Origin of the sequence: Streptomyces sp. NPDC058291 (assembly GCF_042880855.1) — a bacterium.
In the GTDB taxonomy this organism is placed as follows: domain Bacteria; phylum Actinomycetota; class Actinomycetes; order Streptomycetales; family Streptomycetaceae; genus Streptomyces.
In genome coordinates, this window is the sequence record NZ_JBHVYK010000010.1 from 26996 (window position 1) to 47202 (window position 20207).

19 protein-coding genes are annotated in these 20207 nt (G+C 73.1%); 6 read left to right on the forward strand and 13 right to left on the reverse strand.

The window, feature by feature from the left end; all coding sequences use genetic code 11:
* Positions 1-33 precede the first annotated feature (33 nt).
* The gene (gene tsaB, locus ACFVYK_RS07305; protein WP_389769710.1) at positions 34-687 is read right to left on the reverse strand and encodes a tRNA (adenosine(37)-N6)-threonylcarbamoyltransferase complex dimerization subunit type 1 TsaB; all 654 of its coding nucleotides are present in this window, start codon (positions 685-687) and stop codon (positions 34-36) included.
* A 111-nt stretch (positions 688-798) separates the two neighbouring features.
* Between tsaB and ACFVYK_RS07310 the strand changes: the two genes are divergently transcribed.
* Positions 799-1344: a hypothetical protein gene (locus ACFVYK_RS07310; RefSeq protein WP_389769712.1), complete on the forward strand. Its 546-nt coding sequence runs from the start codon at positions 799-801 to the stop codon at positions 1342-1344.
* A 66-nt stretch (positions 1345-1410) separates the two neighbouring features.
* Here ACFVYK_RS07310 and ACFVYK_RS07315 read toward each other — a convergent pair whose 3' ends face one another.
* From ACFVYK_RS07315 to ACFVYK_RS07345, 7 genes are all read right to left on the reverse strand, one after another.
* Complete coding sequence (locus ACFVYK_RS07315) at positions 1411-1584, reverse strand: hypothetical protein (RefSeq protein ID WP_389769714.1); 174 nt, start codon at positions 1582-1584, stop codon at positions 1411-1413.
* Positions 1585-1783: 199 nt separating this feature from the next.
* On the reverse strand, positions 1784-2317 hold the full coding sequence (tsaE, locus tag ACFVYK_RS07320) for a tRNA (adenosine(37)-N6)-threonylcarbamoyltransferase complex ATPase subunit type 1 TsaE (protein ID WP_389769717.1): 534 nt from the start codon (positions 2315-2317) through the stop codon (positions 1784-1786).
* Positions 2283-3557 carry an alpha/beta fold hydrolase gene (locus tag ACFVYK_RS07325; protein WP_389769720.1) on the reverse strand — a complete coding sequence of 425 codons (1275 nt, stop codon included), beginning with the start codon at positions 3555-3557 and terminating at the stop codon, positions 2283-2285. The genes tsaE and ACFVYK_RS07325 overlap by 35 nt, the downstream gene beginning before the upstream one ends.
* Before the next feature lie 88 nt (positions 3558-3645).
* Positions 3646-4809, reverse strand: coding sequence for an alanine racemase (gene alr / locus ACFVYK_RS07330; protein WP_389769722.1), 1164 nt, complete (start codon positions 4807-4809; stop codon positions 3646-3648).
* Between the two features lie 34 nt (positions 4810-4843).
* Complete coding sequence (locus ACFVYK_RS07335; protein ID WP_389769932.1) at positions 4844-5713, reverse strand: L,D-transpeptidase family protein; 870 nt, start codon at positions 5711-5713, stop codon at positions 4844-4846.
* Positions 5714-6124: 411 nt separating this feature from the next.
* The gene (locus ACFVYK_RS07340) at positions 6125-7585 is read right to left on the reverse strand and encodes an NAD(P)H-hydrate dehydratase (RefSeq protein ID WP_389769725.1); all 1461 of its coding nucleotides are present in this window, start codon (positions 7583-7585) and stop codon (positions 6125-6127) included.
* 45 nt (positions 7586-7630) lie between these two features.
* Positions 7631-8002 (reverse strand): holo-ACP synthase, encoded by a 372-nt coding sequence (locus ACFVYK_RS07345; RefSeq protein ID WP_389769728.1) that lies wholly within the window; start codon positions 8000-8002, stop codon positions 7631-7633.
* Positions 8003-8146: 144 nt separating this feature from the next.
* On the opposite strand from ACFVYK_RS07345, the gene ACFVYK_RS07350 reads away from it, so the two are divergent.
* Positions 8147-9133, forward strand: a complete 987-nt coding sequence (locus tag ACFVYK_RS07350) for a hypothetical protein (protein ID WP_389769731.1) — start codon at positions 8147-8149, stop codon at positions 9131-9133.
* Positions 9130-10896, forward strand: a complete 1767-nt coding sequence (locus tag ACFVYK_RS07355) for a M16 family metallopeptidase (RefSeq protein WP_389769734.1) — start codon at positions 9130-9132, stop codon at positions 10894-10896. Before ACFVYK_RS07350 ends, ACFVYK_RS07355 begins: the two co-directional genes overlap by 4 nt.
* A gap of 123 nt (positions 10897-11019) precedes the next feature.
* On the opposite strand, the gene glmS is transcribed toward ACFVYK_RS07355, so the two are convergent.
* Entirely contained in the window at positions 11020-12867 is a 1848-nt protein-coding gene (glmS, locus tag ACFVYK_RS07360; RefSeq protein ID WP_389769736.1) for a glutamine--fructose-6-phosphate transaminase (isomerizing), read from the reverse strand.
* 275 nt (positions 12868-13142) lie between these two features.
* Between glmS and coaA the strand changes: the two genes are divergently transcribed.
* Together coaA and ACFVYK_RS07370 are read left to right on the forward strand one after the other, a co-directional pair.
* Entirely contained in the window at positions 13143-14111 is a 969-nt protein-coding gene (gene coaA, locus ACFVYK_RS07365; RefSeq protein WP_389769738.1) for a type I pantothenate kinase, read from the forward strand.
* 16 nt (positions 14112-14127) lie between these two features.
* Complete coding sequence (locus ACFVYK_RS07370; RefSeq protein WP_389769741.1) at positions 14128-15081, forward strand: DUF389 domain-containing protein; 954 nt, start codon at positions 14128-14130, stop codon at positions 15079-15081.
* 184 nt (positions 15082-15265) lie between these two features.
* On the opposite strand, the gene glmM is transcribed toward ACFVYK_RS07370, so the two are convergent.
* The 3 genes from glmM to rplM form a co-directional block, all read right to left on the reverse strand.
* The gene (glmM, locus tag ACFVYK_RS07375) at positions 15266-16624 is read right to left on the reverse strand and encodes a phosphoglucosamine mutase (protein WP_389769743.1); all 1359 of its coding nucleotides are present in this window, start codon (positions 16622-16624) and stop codon (positions 15266-15268) included.
* Between the two features lie 304 nt (positions 16625-16928).
* Positions 16929-17450, reverse strand: a complete 522-nt coding sequence (gene rpsI, locus ACFVYK_RS07380) for a 30S ribosomal protein S9 (protein ID WP_389769745.1) — start codon at positions 17448-17450, stop codon at positions 16929-16931.
* 42 nt (positions 17451-17492) lie between these two features.
* Positions 17493-17936 (reverse strand): 50S ribosomal protein L13, encoded by a 444-nt coding sequence (gene rplM / locus ACFVYK_RS07385; protein ID WP_020132189.1) that lies wholly within the window; start codon positions 17934-17936, stop codon positions 17493-17495.
* A gap of 436 nt (positions 17937-18372) precedes the next feature.
* On the opposite strand from rplM, the gene ACFVYK_RS07390 reads away from it, so the two are divergent.
* Positions 18373-19251 carry a hypothetical protein gene (locus tag ACFVYK_RS07390; protein WP_389769747.1) on the forward strand — a complete coding sequence of 293 codons (879 nt, stop codon included), beginning with the start codon at positions 18373-18375 and terminating at the stop codon, positions 19249-19251.
* A 31-nt stretch (positions 19252-19282) separates the two neighbouring features.
* On the opposite strand, the gene truA is transcribed toward ACFVYK_RS07390, so the two are convergent.
* A complete protein-coding gene (truA, locus tag ACFVYK_RS07395; RefSeq protein WP_389769750.1) occupies positions 19283-20140 on the reverse strand; it encodes a tRNA pseudouridine(38-40) synthase TruA in 858 nt (285 codons plus the stop codon).
* Between the last annotated feature and the right edge of the window lie 67 nt (positions 20141-20207).

A 20207-nucleotide genomic window follows, 5' to 3' on the forward strand; every position in this document is an offset into this window, starting at 1 on the left:
GCACGGGCCGCCCGGGCCGGTCGTCGGTCTCCGTCACTTGGGGGTGACCACCTTGTAGTTCTTCGGCACCTGGGCGTCGGGCCGGCGCAGGTACAACGGGCGCGGGGCCGGGAGCTCCTCGCCAGCGGCCAGCCGCTCGGCCGCGAGACCCGCGAGCGCCGCGGCGGAGACGTGCTCGGGTTCGTGCGCGTTCGGGAAGGCGTCGGGGTACAGCAGCGCGCCCGCGCCGACGGCGGGCAGCCCCGCCACCTCGTCGGCGATGTCGGCGGGCCGGTCCACGGCCGGGCCCGTGAGGCGCGTGCGGGAGTCGGCGTAGCGGGCCCAGTAGACCTCCTTGCGGCGGGCGTCCGTCGCCACGACGAACGGCCCTTGCAGGTCGGAGGCGTAGGCGAGCCCGTCGAGCGTGCACAGGCCGTGCACGGGGACGCCGAGCGCGAGTCCGAAGGTGTCGGCGGTCATCAGGCCGACGCGCAGCCCGGTGTAGGGGCCGGGTCCGACGCCGACGACGATGCCGGTGACGGCGTCGAGCCGGAGCCCGGCTCCGGCGAGCAGTCGGTCGACGGCGGGCAGCAGCAGCTCACCGTGCCGGCGCGCGTCCACCTGGGCGGAGGAGGCGACGACGTCCGTGCCGTCGTGCAGCGCGACGGTGACGGCGGGGGTGGCGGTATCCAGAGCGAGCAAGAGCACGCGAACAGCCTACGGCTCCCGTGCCCCGGAAACGGCCGCGGCGGCCGAAGGCCCGATCGCTGCTAACGTCGCCGCGAAACGTGACGTACAGGACAGACAGGACGGTCGGCGATGCCAAGCACCAGCTCGACTTTCGTGGCCGGGCTCACCGCGGCGGCCCTGGCGGCGGTCGCGTTCCTCGCCTTCCAGGCCTCGGCGAGCGCGCCCGCCGCCCCGGCCGGGGGGCAGCGCGGCGCGAGTCCGGCGCAGAAGGCCCCCCGGGACGGGCGGCATCCGGCCGCGTTGCCGGCCGGCTCCGGCGTGGGCGAGCGGGTCGTGTACTCGCTGGACGACGACCGGGTCTGGCTGGTCGGACCGGACGACGTGGTCACCCGGACGTTCAAGGTCGCCCCCGGGAGCGTGGACCCGCTTCCGGGCAGCTACGTCGTCACGTCCCGGTCGGGCGCGGTCACCGGCACCGACGGCACCCCCATCGAGCACGTCGTCCGCTTCACCGCAGTGCAGGGGGCGACGATCGGCTTCAGCGCGGCGCTGGACGGCTCGATGCCGGAGCCCGACCCGACGGTGCGGACCGGCGGCATCCGGGAGACCGTGGCGGACGGCGCCGCGATGTGGACGTTCGCGACGATCGGCCGGGGGATCGTCGTGATCCCGTAGGGCGCTCCGCCCCGGCCGTCCGCGGAAGTCGTCCGCAGGAGTGGCCCTCGGGGCCCTGCGCGGGCCTCAGGCGGCCGTGCGGTGCGGGTGGGGCGGGGTTCTCGCGAGCGCCGGGTCGGGCAGTCGCGGCGGCGTCGACACGGCTTCCGCGGCCGCGCAGGAGGCCAGCAGGTCGCGCATCGACACACCGGCGAGCGGGGACGGCCGCGAAGGCCGGGGCGTGGGCTCGGGGACCGGCATGAACGCCTCCTGCGGTTCGGGGGCGGATGTGGTTAGGTACACCTAACTACGAAGTCGATACCATGTGACCACGGAGAAGACGCCGGACGCAACATCTTGCCGACGTCCTGTCGGAATATTCACGACTCGCCGGCCGGGGCTCCGGCCGACGGCGTTCAGGACGGCGGGCGGGAACGTCAGGCAGGCGTCAGGGCGGGCGTCAGGCCGAAAGCGCGCCGAGGTCCGCCGCGGCCCACCGCTCCCCCAGGCCCGTCACCGTCACCTGGCGCACCTCGTCGGAGGTGTCACCGACGGCGCGGTGGATGCGGATGTGCAGCCGGTCGTCGGTCAGCTCCTCGACCTTGCCCTCGCCCCACTCCACGACGATCACCGAGTCGGGCAGCGAGACGTCGAGGTCGAGGTCCTCCATCTCGTCGAGTCCGCCGCCCAGGCGGTACGCGTCGACGTGGACGAGCGGCGGCCCCCCGGCGAGCGAGGGGTGCACCCGGGCGATCACGAAGGTCGGCGAGGTGACCGCGCCCCGGACCCCGAGCCCCTCGCCGAGTCCGCGGGTGAGCGTCGTCTTGCCCGCTCCGAGTTCTCCGCTGAGCATCACGAGATCGCCGGCGCGCAACAGCCCGGCCAGACGACGGCCCATGTCCCCCATCGCCTCGGGGGAGTCGACGACGATGTCCACGCGGTTCTCCGCGGCCCCGGACTCAGCGGGGCTGTGCGGTGCTGCTGGTGCTTCCATAACCGTTCACGGTAGCTCCTGCCGGCACGGCGCCCGCACGGGTGAGCAGGTCGGCGAGCCGGTCGGTGACGACTTCGGGGTGTTCCAGCATCACCAGGTGCCCGGCGTCCGGCACGAGCACCAGCTCGGCGTCCGGCAGCAGGTCGGCGATGGCCTCGCTGTGCTCGCTCGGCGTGACCAGGTCCCCGATCCCGGCCAGCACCAGCACCGGCAGGTCCGTGAAGCAGGCCAGCGCGTCGGTCTTGTCGTGGTCGGTGAACGCCGGGTAGAACTCGGCGACCACGTCGATCGGCGTGCCCTCGATCATCCGCTCGGCGAACCTCGCCACGGCCGGATCCACGTCCCGCGACGCGAACGAGTACCGCTTGATGATCCCGGCGAACAGATCGGCGGTGGCCCGCCGCCCCTTCTCCACCAGGGCCGCCTGCTGCCCGAGGGCCTTCAGCACGCCCGGCAGCACCCGCCGCACGGCGTTCACGCCCGCGACCGGAAGCCCGAAGTTGACCTCGCCGAGCCGCCCGGACGAGGTGCCGACGAAGGCGGTGGCCACCACGCGGTCCCGTATCAGTTCGGGGTACAGCGCGGCCAGGGCCATCACCGTCATCCCGCCCATGGAGTGCCCGACCAGCACGATCAACCCCTCCGGCACGGCCGCGTCGAGGACCGCCTTCAGATCGCGCCCCAGCTGGTCGATGGTGACCGGGGCGCCGTCCCGGGTCTGGGCGGCGCCGCGTCCCGAACGGCCGTGGCTGCGCTGGTCCCAGTGCACGGTCCGCACGACCCCCCGAAGGGCCGCCCGCTGGAAGTGCCAGGAGTCCTGGTTGAGGCAGTAGCCGTGGCTGAAGACCACGGTGACGGGGAGCGGCGCCTTGCGCCCGAACAGCCTGCGCCGCCGGTTCGCCGGACCGCCCTGCGGCTCGGCCTCGTCGACCTCGTAGTAGAGCTCGGTGCCGTCGTCGGCGTACGCCCTGCCCGGGGCGCCCCGCAGGCCGCCGTAGGGCCCCGCCGAGTCCAGGGCGAGCCGGGCCTTCGCCCGCATGCCGCGCCCGACCGTCATCCGCTCCAGGGCGACCCCGGCGGCGGCGCCCGCGGCGATCACGCCTATCGCGGCGCCGGCGACGCCGGTCGCCCGGCGCCAGCTTCCGGCCGCCCCCGTGGCGGAGGCGGCGACGACCGCCGTGGCGGCGCTCGCCATCGCCTCCGCGCCGCTCGCCACCACCTCCGCGCTGCTCTCGCTCACGTACCGCTCCCTCTTCGGCCGATGTCCGTCACCTGACTGCCGGTTACCCGTCTCGTTGCGCATTCACCTGACACGGGCGCCGAACGCGTCATTCATTCACATAGACGCGGGGAACCCGCACTCCGATGCGCGTGACGATCTCGTATCCGATGGTTCCGGCCGCCTGCGCCCAGTCCTGCGCGGTGGGCTCGCCGCGGTCGCCGGGGCCGAAGAGGACCGCCTCGGCTCCGGGCCCGGGGTCGTCGCCGCCGAGGTCGACGACGAACTGGTCCATGGCGATGCGTCCGGCGGCCGTCCGCCACTTGCCGCCGACCAGCACCGGGCCGGTCCCGGAGGCGTGCCGCGGCACGCCGTCGGCGTACCCGAGGGGGACCAGCCCCAGCGTCGTCTCTCCCGGGGTGACGTAGTGGTGGCCGTAGCTCACGCCGTGGCCGCCCGGGACCTGCTTGACCAGGGCCAGGGGGGCCGCGAGGGTCATCACCGGGCGCAGCCCGAGGTCGGCGGAGGAGCCCAGCTCGGGGGCGGGCGAGAGGCCGTACATCGCGATGCCCGGGCGGACGAGGTCGAGGTGGGTCTCCGGGACGGTGAGCGTGGCCGGGGAGTTGGCGATGTGCCGCACCTCGGGCCGTACGCCCGCTTCCTCGGCGTGGGCCGTCATCTCGTGGAAACGGCCGAGCTGGAGGGCGACGGAAGGGTGCCCGGGCTCGTCGGCGCAGGCGAGGTGCGACCACAGGCCGGTGATCCGGAGCAGCCCCTCGCGTTCGGCGCGCAGCGCCTGTGCGACGAGCTCGGGCCAGTCGGCGGGCTGGCATCCGTTGCGTCCGAGTCCGGTGTCGGCCTTGAGCTGCACGCGGGCCGGCCGGCCGGCGGCGCGGGCCGCCTGTTCGACCTCGCGCAGGGCCCACAGCCCGCTCACGGACACGTCGACGTCGGCCTCGACGGCTTCCCGCCATGGGCCGCCCGGCGTCCACAGCCAGCACATGACCCTGACGTCGGACGGCAGGGCGCCGTCCGCGCGCAGCGCCAGCGCCTCCTCGGGGGTGGCGGCGCCCACCCAGGTGGCGCCGGCCTCGACGGCCGCGCGGGCGCACGGCAGGGCCCCGTGTCCGTAACCGTCGGCCTTCACCACGGCCATGAACGCCGCTCCCGGCGCCTTGGCGCGCAGGGTGCGCACGTTGGCCCGCAGCGCGGCCAGGTCGATCTCGGCACGGGCACGCGACGGGGCGGCGGGCGGGTCGGCAGTCTCACTCATCGCGCCCAGTGTCTCAGAGCGCCCGGACCGCCCCTCAGGTACCGGGCCGCCGCCCCCACACGTAGACCCGGTCGCCCTTCTTCAGCACGCCCCACAGAGTGCGGGCGTCGCCGAGGGTGAGGTTGACGCAGCCCATGGAGCCGATGGTGGTGTGGATGGTTCCGTACACGGCGTGGAAGGCCTCCCCGCCGTCGAAGAACTGGGCGTAGGGCATGGGGGTGCCGTACAGGGTGGACACATGGTTCTTGTGCCGCCAGTAAATGGTGTGCCACCCCTTGCGGGTGGGGTGGGCGACCCGGCCGCTGCGCATGGACACGGGCCCGAAGACGACCTTCGTCCCCTTCTGCACCCAGGTGAGCTGGCGGTCGAGGTCGACGCACGCGACCCGGTACGAGCGCACCGGGCACTTCTTCGCCGCGTTGGGGTTCCCACGCGCGGCGACGAGCTGCATCCGCGCCCAGGTGACGGGCCCCGCGAAGCCGATCGCGGGGGTGATCCCCTGACTGAGCTGGAAGGCGCGGATCGCCTTGCAGTCGGCGGCCGACTGCTTGCCGTCCGCCGTCCGTCCGAGCCATCGCTCGACCGCCCGCTGATACGGCCCGGTGCGCCCGGTGCAGGCCGTGCGGGTCGCGATCTCCGCCAGCGGCACGTACTCGACCAGCGCGTACGTCCCCGGGGCGGCGTCGGGGGGTTCGACGGCGTCCTCGGCGGCGGTCGGCTCGTACACCGTGGGCGCGAGCACCTGGTCAGGGGTGTCGATCTGCCAGGGCCGGTACATCCCCGGCGGCACACCGGGCACGAGCCGGGTCTCGGAGTCGGGCGGCGCGGGGGCGGCACGGGCGGCGCCCGCCAGGGGCAGCAGGGACGCGGCGGCCAGGAGGGCGGCTGCGACTCGTGTTCTCATCATCCGATCAGCCAAACGCGACCGCGCCGAGGGCCGGGACCGGCGCGCGGCGGGGTCACCCTTACGGCGGCCCCGGACCCGGCCCCGGACCCGGCCCCCACTCCGAACCCGGCCCCGGCCTCCGAACCCGGCCCCGGCCTCCGAACCCGGCCCCGAACGCGGACCCGGCCTCCGAATCGAACCCGGACCCGGCCCCGGACCCGACACGGACCCCGCCTCCGAACCCGGCCCGGACCCGGCCCCGGTCGCAGGAAGCGGTCGCGCCGCGGAGGAGCCCGATCGTCCCGGTCGTCGGACGCGCAATCAGGAGGTGCGGAAGGCCGTGCCGGAAGCCCGGCCCTCATCGGCCCCGCGGATCCCGTACCTCCCCCTCATCGGCCCCGCGGATCCCGCGTGCCGGAACACCGACCCTCATCGGCCCCACGGGTCCCGTACCTCCCGCACATCCCGCCAGGCCTCGCGGATCGTCTCCGCCACGTCGTGGGCGCCCACCGGCGCCCCGTGGGCCGCGAAGCGACCGGCCAGGCCGTGCAGATACGCCCCCGCGCTTCCCGCGTCCCGTGCGCTCAGTCCGGACGCCAGCAGCGATCCCGCGAGGCCGGACAGGACGTCCCCGCTGCCGGCCGTGGCCAGCCAGGCCGTCCCCGTGGCGTTCACCCGCACCGCGCCCGCGCCCCCCGCGTCCGCGACCAGCGTCGTCGAGCCCTTCAGCAGCACGGTCGCTCCGTACCGCGCCGCCAGCTCGCGCGCCGCGGCCAGCCGGGCCCGCTCCACCTCCTCGCGCGTCACCCCCAGCAACGCGGCCGCCTCCCCGGCGTGCGGCGTCATCAGCGTCGGCGCGGTACGGCCGCGCACCGCGGCGGCGTCCGCGAGCCGCAGCCCGTCGGCGTCGACGAGCACCGGCACCTCGGCGGCCAGCACCTGCGCCACCGTCCCCGCGTCGTCCCCGGCCCCCGGACCGACGACCCACGCCTGCACCCGCCCGGCCTGCTCGGGCCCGCGGTCGGACACGAGCGTCTCGGGGAACCGCGCCAGGACCGCGTCCCCGGCCGGACCGACGTACCGCACGGCCCCCGCCCCGCCGCGCAGCGCCCCCGCCACGGCCAGCACGGCCGCCCCCGGATAACGGGCGGACCCGGCGGCGATCCCGACGACGCCCCGCCGGTACTTGTCGCTCTCGCCGCCCGGCGTCGGCAGCAGGGCGGCCACGTCGGCGTGCTGCAGGGCCTCCAGTTCAGGGTCGGCGGGCAGCACGGCCCCGAGCCCGATGTCGACGAGCCGCACCGACCCCGCGTACTCCCGGGCGGGGTCGACCAGCAGAGCCGGTTTGTGGGCGCCGAAGGTGACCGTCAGGTCGGCGCGGATCGCGCTGCCGGGCACCTCCCCGGTGTCGGCGTCGACGCCGCTGGGCAGGTCGACGGCGACGACGGCGGCCCGGGACCCGGCGACGAGCTCGGCCAGCGCGGCCGCCTCGGGCCGCAGCCCGCCCTTGCCGCCGATCCCGACGATCCCGTCGAGCACGAGGTCCGCCCGCCGGACGGCCTCCTCGGCCCCGCCGGACGCCACCGTGCGTCCCCCGGCGCGGAGCAGCGCCGCCAGCCCGCCCTCGTGCGCGCGCCCCGGCGCCAGGAGCACCGCGGCGACGCCCGCACCGCGCCGCGCGAGCCGGGCGCCGGCGTACAGGGCGTCGCCTCCGTTGTCCCCGCTGCCGACCAGCAACACGACCCGTCGCCCGTACACCCGCCCCAGCAGGTCGGCGCAGGCGGCGGCGAGCCCGGCGGCGGCCCGCTGCATCAGGGCCCCCTCCGGGAGCCGGGCCATCAGTTCCCGTTCGGCGCGACGGACGGTCTCGACACAGTAGGCAGTACGCATACGTCGAGTCTGCCCCGGTCCGTGCCACCGCCGCACGCGCTCGGCTCAGCCCTCGGCCACCACCACGGCCGAGGCCACGCCCGCGTCATGACTCAGCGACACATGCCATCCCGTGACGCCCAGTTCGGCCGCGCGCGCGGCGACGCTCCCGCGCACCCGCAGCCGGGGCCGCCCGCTCTCCTCGACGTACACCTCCGCGTCGGTCCACAGCAGCCCGGGCGGGGCTCCCAGCGCCTTGGCGAGCGCCTCCTTCGCGGCGAACCGCGCCGCCAGCGAGGCGGCTCCCCTGCGGCCGCCGCCGGGCAGCAGCAACTCGCTCTCCAGGAAGAGGCGTCGGGCGAGCCCCGGCGTCCGTTCCAGCGACGCCGCGAACCGCTCGATCTCGGCCACGTCGATACCGACCCCGATGATGCTCATGCCGAGCACCCTAAGGCCGCGTTGTCAGCGCCTGCTGCTAGCCTGCGGCGACTTGATCACGTCAAGTCGAAGCAGACGTTCACCGCCGCGCGCCCTGGGGGGCCAGCCCGCGCGCCGCGGACAGCGACGCCAGGGGGCGGAGGCATGACCAGCACCATCAACGGCACGACCAGCGGCGGACCGCCGAGTTCTTCGGGGCCGACCTTCGACCCGTACGACAACACACCCGAGCTGATCCCGCTGCGCACCGCCGCGCAGGCCGGGGACTGGCCGGCCGTGCGGGCGTTCTTCGCGGGGCTCGCCTCGGTCGACGAGCTCGCCTCGGCCTCCAGCCTCCTCGCCGACATCGCCGGCGTCGAGAACCTTCTGGAGCGGGCGGTCGCCGAAGACCCCGGCGATCCGCTGCCGCGCGCGCTGCTCGCCGAGCGGTACGTCTACATCGGCTGGGACATCCGCAGCGGCGCCCGCGCCCAGCACGTCTCGCAGGACCAGTTCGCCCAGTTCCACGACTGGCTGCGGCGGGCCGAGCAGCTGCTGATCGAGGTCTGCGCCGAGCATCCCGACCACGCGCCCGCGTGGACCGCCCGGCTGATGACCGCGCGCGGCCTGCAGCTGGGGCAGGCCGAGGCGCGCCGCCGCTACGACCGGCTGTCCGCCCGCCATCCGCACCACTACCGGGCCCAGACGCAGCTGCTGCAGCAGGTGTGCCCGAAGTGGGGCGGCTCCTGGGAGGCGGCGCACGGGTTCGCGCGCGAGTGCGCGACCGCCGCCCCCGACGGTTCGAACTCCGCCGCCCTGGTCGCTCTCGCGCACATCGAGCGCTGGCTGGACCTGGACAGCGGCGAGGACGCCGCCTACATGCGCACTCCGTCGGTCCGTGACGACCTGCGGTACGCCGCCCAGGTGTCCGTGCTGCACCCCGCCCACCGGCCCGACTGGAACTCGATCGGCGCGCACAACGCCTTCGCGTTCGCCTTCTCGCTCGGCAACCACTGGGCGGACGCGGCCCCGCACTTCGCGTTCCTCGGCGACCGCGCGTCGGAGTCCCCCTGGTATTACCTGCCCGACAAGACGTCGTCGTTCCTCAAGTGCCGCAAGGCCGCGCTGGACACCCGAGGAGGCGTCCGATGACCACGGACCTGCACCAGCACGACCCCGTCCACGGCTCCGACGGGCCCGACGGCCTCGCCGCCCTGGACGGCCTGGTCTCGCACACCAGCGTCGACGGCATTCCCGCCCTCTACGCGCCCTCCTCCGGCAACGAGATCACCGCCGGTCTCTTCTTCCGGGTGGGCCGCGCCGACGAGACGCTGGCCACCGCCGGCGTCACGCACCTCGTCGAGCACCTCGCCCTGCACCGCCTCGGCCTGTCCGACCTGCACTACAACGGTGCGACGGCGAACGCGTACACCCTCTTCCACGTCACCGGCAGCGAGGCGGAGGTCGTCGAGTACCTCAACAGCGTGTGCGCCGGCCTGCGGGACCTGCCGATGCAGCGGCTGGAGACCGAGAAGGAGATCCTGCGCACGGAGGCGGCCGGCCGCGGCGGCGCCCGGCAGCAGATGCCGCTGTGGCGGTACGGCGCCCAGGGCTACGGCCTGTCCAGCTACACCGAGCTCGGCACCTGGGGCCTCACGCCCGACCAGGTCCGGCACTGGGCCGAGACCCGCTTCACCAGGGACAACGCGGTGCTGTGGATCACCAGCGACCACATCCCCGACGGCCTGGACCTCACCCTGCCCGCGGGCTCCCGCTTCCCCGCGCCGGTCGCGACCAGCGCCCTGCCCACCACCCCCGCGTACATCAGCGGCGACGACGGCCATGTCGTCCTCACCTCGGTGCTGCGCCGCTCCACCGCGGCCGCCGTCTTCGCGGACGTGCTCGGCCGGGCCCTCTTCCAGGACCTGCGCCAGGAGGGCGGCTACTCCTACTCCGCGGAGGCCGACTACAGCCCGCGCGACGCCGACTTCGCCACCCTCACGGCCTACGCCGACGCCCTCCCCAAGAAGCAGGACGCGGTCGTCGGCGGCTTCGTCGACGTCCTCGCCCGGCTGCGCGCGGGCCGCATCGAACAGGCCGAGCTGGACTCGGTGCGCGGCAAGCTCCTCAAGGTGTACGACAACCCCGACCTGGGCGCCGCCACCCTGCCCTCGTACGCGCTGAGCCTGCTGCTCGGGCACCGCATCCTCAGCCCCGAGCAGCACAAGGCGGAGCTCAACGCGGTGACCGTCCAGGACCTGCGCGAGGTCGCCCGGGAGGCGTGGCGGGACGCGCTCCTCCAGGTACCCGGCCGAGGCGTCGACTGGGCGGGCCTGACGCTCGCCCCGCAGCGCTCGACCGCCGCCGTCACCGGCACCCGTCACCAGTCCCTGGAGGACGAGGACGTCACCCTGGTGATCGGCGCCGAGGGCGTGAGCCTGCTGACCCCGAGGGGCCCGATCACGGTCCGCTACGACGCCTGTGCGGCGATGACCGCCCGGCCCGACGGCGCCCGCTCCCTCACCGGCCACGACGGCTTCTCGGTGACCGTCGAGCCGACCTTGTACCGGGGCGTGACGCCGGACCGCATCGCGGCGCTCGACGCCGCGGTGCCCCCGCAGGCGACCGTGCCGATGCCGGCCCGCGAGCCCGAGGCCGTTCCCCAGCCGCGCGAGCGGACCCCCGCCCCGCCGGCCGGCGGCGGCCGCTCCACCTGGGGCTGGACCACCGCGCTGTGGCTCGTGGGCCTGCTCGCGGCGGTCTGGGGCCTGCTGTGCGCGGTCATCACGGGTGACGAGGCCTCGGCCGCCGACCCCGAGTGGGACGCCGTCGTGGGCGTCTGGATCATGGAGCTTCCGCTCGTCTTCGCGACCTGGAAGGTGTTCGCGGCCCGCAGGGCGCGCAGGCGGAGCTGACACGCCCGCCCCGGGCCGCTCCTGGACCAGCCGCGGGCGATCCAGGAGCGGCCCGGCAGACGGGCCGCCGCTCCACACGGGCCGCTCCACACGGTTCACTCCACACGGGCCGCTCCACACGGTTCACTCCACCGTCACGGACTTCGCCAGGTTGCGCGGCTGATCGACCTCGTTGCCGCGCGCGGTGGCCAGCTCGCACGCGAACACCTGCAACGGCACCGTCGCGACCAGCGGCTGCAGCAGCACCGGCGTGACGGGAATGCGCACGACATGGTCGGCGTACGGCACCACCGCCTCGTCCCCCTCCTCCGCGATCACGATGGTCCGCGCCCCCCGCGCCCGGATCTCCTGGATGTTGGACACGATCTTGTCGTGCAGCACGGACCGCCCGCGCGGCGAGGGCACCACCACCACGACCGGCAGGTCCTCCTCGATGAGGGCGATGGGCCCGTGCTTCAGCTCCCCTGCCGCGAACCCCTCCGCGTGCATGTAGGCGAGCTCCTTCAGCTTGAGCGCTCCCTCCAGCGCGACGGGGTAGCCCACGTGCCGCCCGAGGAACAGCACCGTGTCCTTCCCGGCGAGCGAGCGGGCCAGCTCCCGCACCGGCTCCATGGTCTCCAGCACCCGCTCGACCTCGCCGGGCATCCGCGCGAGGTCCCGCACGACCGCCCGGATCTCGTCTGCCCACTTGGCGCCGCGCACCTGCGCCAGATAGAGGGCGACCAGGTAGCACGCCACCAGCTGCGTCAGGAACGCCTTGGTGGAGGCGACGGCCACCTCGGGCCCGGCGTGCGTGTAGAGCACGGCGTCCGACTCACGGGGGATCGTCGATCCGTTGGTGTTGCAGATGGCGAGCACCTTGGAGCCCTGCTCGCGGGCGTGCCGCAACGCCATCAGGGTGTCCATCGTCTCGCCGGACTGCGAGATGGCGATGACGAGCGACCGTGCGCCCAGGATGGGGTCCCGGTAGCGGAACTCGCTCGCCAGCTCCACCTCGCAGGGGATGCGCGTCCAGTGCTCGATGGCGTACTTGGCGATGAGGCCCGCGTGGAAGGCCGTGCCGCACGCGACGATGACGACCTTGTCCACCTCCCGCAGTTCGGCTGCCGGGATCCGCACCTCGTCGAGGGTCAGCGCCCCCGAGCCGTCGACGCGGCCCAGCAGCGTGTCGGCGGCGGCCTTGGGCTGCTCGGCGATCTCCTTGAGCATGAAGTAGTCGTAGCCGCCCTTCTCGGCGGCCGACGCGTCCCAGTCGACGTGGTAGGCGCGCACGTCGGCGGCGGTTCCGTCGAAGCCGGTGACCGTCACGCCGTCCCGGCGCAGTTCGACGACCTGGTCCTGCCCCAGCTCGATCGCCGAGCGCGTATGGGCGATGAACGCGGCGACGTCCGAGGCGAGGAACGCCTCGCCCTCCCCGACGCCCACCACCAGCGGGGAGTTGCGGCGCGCGCCGACCACCACGTCCGGCTCGTCGGCGTGCACCGCGACCAGCGTGAACGCGCCTTCCAGCCGTCGGCACACCAGTCGCATGGCCTCGGCGAGATCGGCGGTGACCGAGAACTCCTCGGCGAGCAGGTGCGCCACCACCTCGGTGTCGGTCTCGGACACCAGGTCGTGGCCGCGCTCGGCCAGTTCGGCCCGCAGCGAGGCGAAGTTCTCGATGATCCCGTTGTGCACGACGGCGACCCGGCCGGCGTTGTCGAGATGAGGATGGGCGTTGGCGTCCGTCGGCGCGCCGTGCGTGGCCCACCGGGTGTGCCCGATGCCCGTCGTCCCGGCCGGCAGCGGCCGTTCCGTCAGCTCCTTCTCCAGATTGACGAGTTTGCCCGCCTTCTTCGCCGCGGCGAGCCCCCCGTCGGCCGGCACGGCGACGCCCGCCGAGTCATAGCCCCGGTACTCCAGCCGCTTCAGTCCGGCCATGACGACGTCGAGCGCCGACTGAGACCCCACGTATCCCACGATTCCGCACATGGGCGGCAGCGTACGGCGAAACGGCCCCCCGAAAGTGGCTCCACGTGCCCGATTTCGGAAATTCCCACGCCTTGCCGGGGGCTGAGAAACCGCCGACCGGCGACGAACACCGCGGCACCCTCTGGCCGGCCCGTCGAAACCCCCCGCTCGACCCTGTCATCCCGGCTTCGGCTCGCCCATCTCTTTATCGGCCGGACCGACAGGCGTGACGGACCCCACCTGCCGGGCCGTTCAAACTCCGTTAACAATGGAGTGTGATCTCCCCGGTCTCTCCGATGCCCCGGAGCGCCCACCGGCACAGGCCGGAGGCGACTCCCTACCTCGACCTCACTCGAAGCGAGTGGAGCGCGCTGCGCGAGAAGACCCCGCTGCCGCTGACGGCCGAGGAGGTCGAGAAGCTGCGCGGCCTGGGCGACGTCATCGACCTCGACGAGGTCCGCGACATCTACCTCCCGCTGTCCCGTCTGCTCAACCTCTACGTCGGCGCGACGGACGGTCTGCGCGGCGCGCTCAACACGTTCCTGGGCGAACAGGGCTCGCAGTCCGGCACCCCGTTCGTGATAGGCGTCGCGGGGTCGGTGGCGGTGGGCAAGTCGACGGTCGCGCGCCTCCTGCAGGCCCTGCTCTCCCGCTGGCCGGAGCACCCCCGCGTGGAACTGGTCACCACGGACGGCTTCCTGCTCCCGACCAGGGAACTCGAAGCCCGCGGCCTGATGTCCCGCAAAGGCTTCCCGGAGTCCTACGACCGGCGCGCCCTGACCCGCTTCGTGGCCGACATCAAGGCGGGCAAGGGCGAGGTCACGGCCCCCGTCTACTCCCACCTGATCTACGACATCGTGCCGGACCGCAAGCTGACCGTCCGCCGCCCGGACATCCTCATCGTCGAGGGCCTGAACGTCCTGCAGCCCGCGCTCCCCGGCAAGGACGGGCGCACCCGCGTCGGCCTCGCCGACTACTTCGACTTCAGCGTGTACGTCGACGCGAGCGCCGAGGACATCGAGCGCTGGTACCTCAACCGGTTCCGGAAGCTGCGTCACACGGCCTTCCAGGACCCCGACTCGTACTTCAGGAAGTACACCCAGGTCTCCGAGGAGGAGGCCGTCGACTACGCCCGCGGCCTCTGGCGCACCATCAACAAGCCCAACCTGGTCGAGAACATCGCCCCGACCCGCGGCCGCGCCACCCTCGTGGTCCGCAAGGGCCAGGACCACAAGGTACGACGCCTGAGTCTGCGCAAACTCTGACGGATACCCTGCCCCCATGCTTCACCTGCGCCTGATCACCCCGTCGGACAGCACCGGCTCCGCCGTCCGGCTGATCGAGAACACCGTCGGCACCACGCACCTCGTCGTCCTGCCGGGGGCCGCCCGCAACCCGGCCGGCGACGTCGTCCTGTGCGACGTGGCACGCGAGGCTGGGGACGAACTCCTCACCGGCCTGCAGGAGTTGGGCCTGGACAAGACCGGCTCGATCGCCGTGGAGAACATCGACCTGTCGCTCTCCCTGCGCGCCGACAAGGCCGAGAAGGAGGCGCCGGGCGAGGGTGCGGACGCGGTCCTGTGGGAGCACCTCACCGACGCCAGCCACGAGGAGTCGACGCTCTCGGTCACCTACGTCGCGTTCATCACCCTGGCCACGATGATCGCGGCCTGCGGTGTGGTCCTCGACAACGCGGTCCTCATCGTGGGCGCGATGGCGGTGGGCCCGGAGTTCGGCCCGCTGGCCGGCATCTCCACGTCGATCGTGCAGCGGGCACCCCGCCTGGCCCTGCGCTCGCTGATCGCCCTGCTGGTCGGCTTCGCGGCGGCGATGGCGGTGACCGTCGGCTTCAGTCTCTTCATGGACGTGATCGGCCAGTTCAGCAGGGAGCAGCTGGACGCCGACCGCCCCCAGACCGGCTTCGTCTACGCCCCCGACGCCTTCTCCTTCATCGTCGCCCTGCTGGCGGGCGCGGCCGGCACCCTGTCCCTGACCTCGGCGAAGTCCGGCGCCCTGGTGGGCGTCGCCATCTCGGTGACGACGGTCCCGGCGGCCGCGAACGCGGCCGTGGCCCTCAGTTACGGCGACACCCACCAGACCTGGGGTTCCACGGAACAGCTCCTGCTGAACCTGCTGGGCATCGTGCTGGCGGGCACGCTGACCCTGCTGGCCCAGAAGTGGTTCTGGGCCGGACAACGGCGTCGGGCCCACGCCGGCCGGCAGCCGGGTCTCTAGCGCGCAGACGCCGGCCTGTTGCCGTCCCCCGGGCGCGCCGGGCTCCGGCCGACAGCCGGGTCTCCGGCCGTCAGGGACGCGCGGCCCTGACGGCCCGTCCCCCGGGCGCGCCGGACTCCGGCCGACAGCCGGGTCTCCGGCCGTCAGGAGAGCGGGGCCCCGACGGTCCGGAAACGACGGGGGCCTAACCGAGCGCGGACTTCACCACGTCCGCCAGCCGCCCGGCGACGGACCGCGCCTGATCGATGTCGGCCGCCTCGACCATCACCCGTACCAGCGGCTCGGTTCCCGAAGGACGGAGCAACACCCGGCCGGTGGAGCCGAGTTCACGCTCCGCCTCGCCGACGGCGGCCGCCAGCTCGGCCGAGTCACCGACCCGGGACCTGTCGACGTCGGGCACGTTGATCAGCACCTGCGGCAGCCGCTCCATCACGGAGGCCAGCTCGCGCAGCGACCGTCCGCTCTGGGCGACGCGTGCCGCCAGCATCAGCCCGGTCAGCGTTCCGTCGCCGGTCGTCGCGTGGTCGAGGATGATCACGTGCCCGGACTGCTCACCGCCCAGCGCGTACCCGTGCTGCTTCATCTCCTCCAGCACGTACCGGTCGCCGACGGCGGCCTGCACCAGCTGGATCCCCTCGCGCTCCATGGCCAGCTTGAAGCCGAGGTTGGACATGACGGTCGCGACAACGGTGTCCGAGCGCAGCACGCCCCGCTCGCGCATGGACAGGGCGAGCACGGCGAGGATCTGGTCGCCGTCGATCTCCTCGCCCGTGTGGTCCACGGCGAGGCAACGGTCCGCGTCCCCGTCGTGCGCGACGCCGAAGTCGGCCTCGTGCTCGATGACCGCGGCCTTCAGCTTGTCCAGGTGGGTCGACCCGCACCCGTCGTTGATGTTGAGCCCGTCCGGCTCGGCCCCGATGGTCACGATCTCCGCGCCGGCCCGCGTGAACGCCTCGGGCGACACCCACGCCGCGGCGCCGTGCGCCTCGTCCAGGACGATCTTCAGCCCGTCGAGCCGGTTCGGCAGGACGGCGATGAGGTGGGCGACGTAGCGGTCGAACCCCTCGTTGTACGAGCGCACGCGGCCGACGCCGTTGCCGGTCGGACGCTCCCAGGGCGCGCCGGTGCGGTGCTCCTCGTAGACCGACTCGATCCGGTCCTCCAGCTCGTCGGCGAGCTTGTGGCCGCCGCGGGCGAAGAACTTGACGCCGTTGTCGGGCATGGCGTTGTGGCTGGCGGAGAGCATCACGCCGAGATCCGCGCCGAGCACGCCGGTGAGGTACGCGACGGCGGGCGTCGGCAGCACGCCGACCTTCAGCACGTCGACGCCCGCACTCGCCAGACCGGCCACCACGGCGGCCTCCAGGAACTCCCCGGACGCCCGCGGATCCCGTCCGACGACGGCCACCGGCCGGTGTCCCTCGAACGTCCCCGCCTCGGCCAGCACGTGCGCGGCCGCGACCGAGAGGCCGAGGGCCAGCTCCGCCGTCAGATCCGCGTTGGCGACACCGCGCACGCCGTCCGTGCCGAAGAGTCGTCCCACTTGTCCTCCTGAGGAAGCGTCAGTTTCGAAAGCCCTGCGGGCGCGTCGCACGGACCGCCGGTCCGCGGCGGTTCCCGCGTCCCGGCGCGGCTTCCCGGCGCCACGTCCAGGCACCGCATCCAGGCATTCGATGCGCTGAACACCCGATCACACAAGCCTTTGAGCACCTTGTGCCGTTATACGCCCACAGCTGCGAGAAAACGAACGCCCCGGCGACACTGTGGCGTGCCGCCGGGGCGTTCGGAGTACGTGCGGGCGGACCGGAACCGGCCCGACCCGGATGCGTACGAGCAGGCAGCGAAGCTTAGCGCTTGCTGTACTGCGGGGCCTTGCGGGCCTTCTTGAGACCGGCCTTCTTGCGCTCGACCGCGCGGTCGTCACGCGTGAGGAAGCCGGCCTTCTTGAGGGCGCCGCGGTTGTTGTCGACGTCGGCCTCGTTCAGCGCGCGGGCGACACCGAGACGGAGCGCACCGGCCTGACCGGAGACGCCGCCACCCGAGATGCGGGCGATGACGTCGTAGCGGCCGTCGAGCTCGAGGACCTTGAACGGCTCGTTGACTTCCTGCTGGTGCACCTTGTTCGGGAAGTAGTCCTCGAGGGTGCGACCGTTGATCTTCCACTTCCCGGAGCCCGGAACGATCCGGACGCGGGCGATGGCGTTCTTGCGGCGGCCCAGGCCGGCCGCGGGCTGGGCCTCGCCGAAGCGGGACGCCAGGGACTCCGAGGTGTACTCGCCCTCGACGGGGACCTCGGACTCGGTGGTGTAGCTGTCGATGTCGACGAGCTCGGTCTCTTCGAGCGGCTGCTCGGCAGTGGTCTCGGCCACGGTTCTCCTCAGATTCTCTTCAGCTTGGGGGTGTGGCCGGACTTACTGCGCGACCTGGGTGATTTCGAACGGCACGGGCTGCTGCGCCGCGTGCGGGTGCACGTCACCCTTGTAGACCTTCAGCTTCGAGAGCATCTGACGGCCAAGCGTGTTCTTGGGGAGCATGCCCTTGACGGCCTTCTCGACGGCCTTCTCCGGGTTGTTCGCGAGGAGGTCGTCGTAGCGCACGGAGCGCAGACCGCCCGGGTACCCGGAGTGGCGGTAGGCCATCTTCTGGGTCCGCTTGTTGCCGGAGAGGTGCACCTTGTCGGCGTTGATGATGATGACGAAGTCACCCGTGTCGACGTGGGGCGCGTAGATCGGCTTGTGCTTGCCCCGCAGAAGGGACGCGGCAGTGGTGGCGAGACGGCCCAGGACGATGTCCTGAGCGTCGATGACGTGCCACTGGCGCGTCACATCGCCGGGCTTGGGGCTGTACGTACGCACGGTTCGTAGCCTTCGCTTCTTCAGTGAATTGGTCCTGACAAGGTCACCGAAGACGATCACGACAGCCCTGACCGCACTGCGGTGACGCAAGCCGCGTGCAGGTCGCTGGTCATCGGCCCGGTGGACCGGTGTAAGGGCCCGTCCCGTGAGAAGAGCAAGCCAATACACAACGAAAAAGCAGAATACCCGTGTCCTGGGGGTCGGGTCAAAACGGGGCCGAGCCTCGCACGTGAACATGTCAGCCTCGCCAGGGGCAGACGGCCGGAAACCCCCTCCCGGAGTGTCCCGCGCCACACCTCGCCCGTCGGCCTGGGAGAACGCCGCACCAACCACCTGGACATGTCGCCTTTGCCCGCACTCACGCCCCGAATGCCGTGACCTCCCGCGCCTGTTGGGGCGGAACAGCACCCCCCGCCTCCCGTCTAAGATGCGCCCCATGAGCTATGGGCAGGGGGGACCTCAGTCCCAGTGGGATCCGTGGAAACCGAACTCCCAGCAGCCGTGGGCGACCGGCGATGACGGGCGGACCCCGGACTGGGCCGCGCTCGCCGAGGCGTCCGAGACGCGCAACAGGCGCCGCCGACTGCTCCTCATAGGCGGCGGCGCGCTCGCCACGATCGCCGTCGGCACCGCCGTGGCCATGGCCGTGGTGTCGGCGAACGGCGACGACGAGGCGAACAAGCCGACCTCCTCCCTGCCCGGGACCGCCGGCCTGCCGAGCGCGTCCGGCGCCCCGTCCTTCGCGCCGACCAGCGCACCGCCGCCGCTGGACCCGAAGGAGTTCATCTCCAGCAAGGCCAAGGACACCGCCCCCAACGGCCCTGATCTGCTCTTCCCCGGCACCCAGCTGACGATGGGCTCGGCCGTGTACAAGAAGGGCCCCAAGGCCGACAGCACCACGTGCGCCACGGGGGCCGCGGGCACCCTGCCCAAGATCCTCACCGCGAACGACTGCACCCGCGTCATGCGCGTCACCTACACCAAGGACGGCGTCGCGGTCACGGTCGGGGTGGCCGTCTTCGACACCGAGGCCCAGGCCCTCAAGGTCAAGAGCCAGGCCGCTGACAACAAGAGCATCGTCAAGGCCCTCGCCGGCGGGGGCGTCAAGGCGTTCTGCAACGGCGCGATCTGCCGCTCCACGACCAACTCCTACGGCCGGTACGCCTACTTCACGCTCACGGGCTTCACCGACGGCAAGGACGTGACGACGAAGGACACCGCGGTCTTCACCGCCGGCGACGATCTGGCCAAGTTCACGTTCCAGCAGATCCGCCGCCGCGGCGAGGCCCAGGCGTCGGCGGCCGCCGGCAGCTGACCGGCCCGGGCCCCGCGCGAGGCGGGCGGAGTCAGCAGCAGCCGGCCCCGGGCAGCGTCCGCCTGTTGCGCGCCTCCTTGTTGCGCGCGGCGAGCAGCTCGTCGGCCGGATAGCCGACCTCCTCCAGCGTCAGCCCGTGCGGCCGCACGACGTGCACGGCCGAGTCCCGTACGCCCGCGGCGAGCACCTTCCCGGGCCACTCGGCCCCGCGGTGCCCGTCGCCCACGAACAGCAGCGCCCCGATCAGCGACCGCACCATGTTGTGGCAGAAGGCGTCGGCGCGGACCGTGGCGGTGATGATCCCGTCGGCCCCCTTGACCAGGCTCAACTGCTGCAGCGTGCGGATGGTGGTCGCGCCCTCCCGCTTCTTGCAGTACGCGGCGAAGTCGTGCTCCCCGAGGAGCCGCTCGGCGGCCTCGTTCATGGCGTCGACGTCGAGCGGCCAGTCGTGCCACAGGACGTGGTTGCGCAGCAGCGGGTCGACCCCGCCGGGGTTGTCGGTGACCCGGTAGGCGTACCGCCGCCAGATCGCCGAGAACCGCGCGTTGAAGCCGTGCGGGGCCTCCCGCAGCGCCCACACCCGCACATCCCGCGGCAGCCGCCCGGCGAGCCGCTTCAGCAGCTTCTCGTGGTGCTCGCGCCAGACCGTTTCCGGGAGATCGACGTGGGCGACCTGCCCGCGCGCGTGCACCCCGGCGTCGGTCCGCCCGGCCACGGTCAGCTCGTACGTCGTCCCGCCGGACCGTGTGACGGTCCGCAGCGCGTCCTCGATCTCCCCCTGCACGGTCCGCCGTCCCCCGGCCTGCTTGGCCCACCCGGAGAACTCGGAGCCGTCGTAGGACAGGTCCAGCCGCACCCGGACGAACCCGGGCTGTACTTCGTCACTCACACAGAGATCCTCTCAGCGACACGAGAAAGCGGGCCCGCCCCTCGAAAGGAACGGACCCGCCAACGCC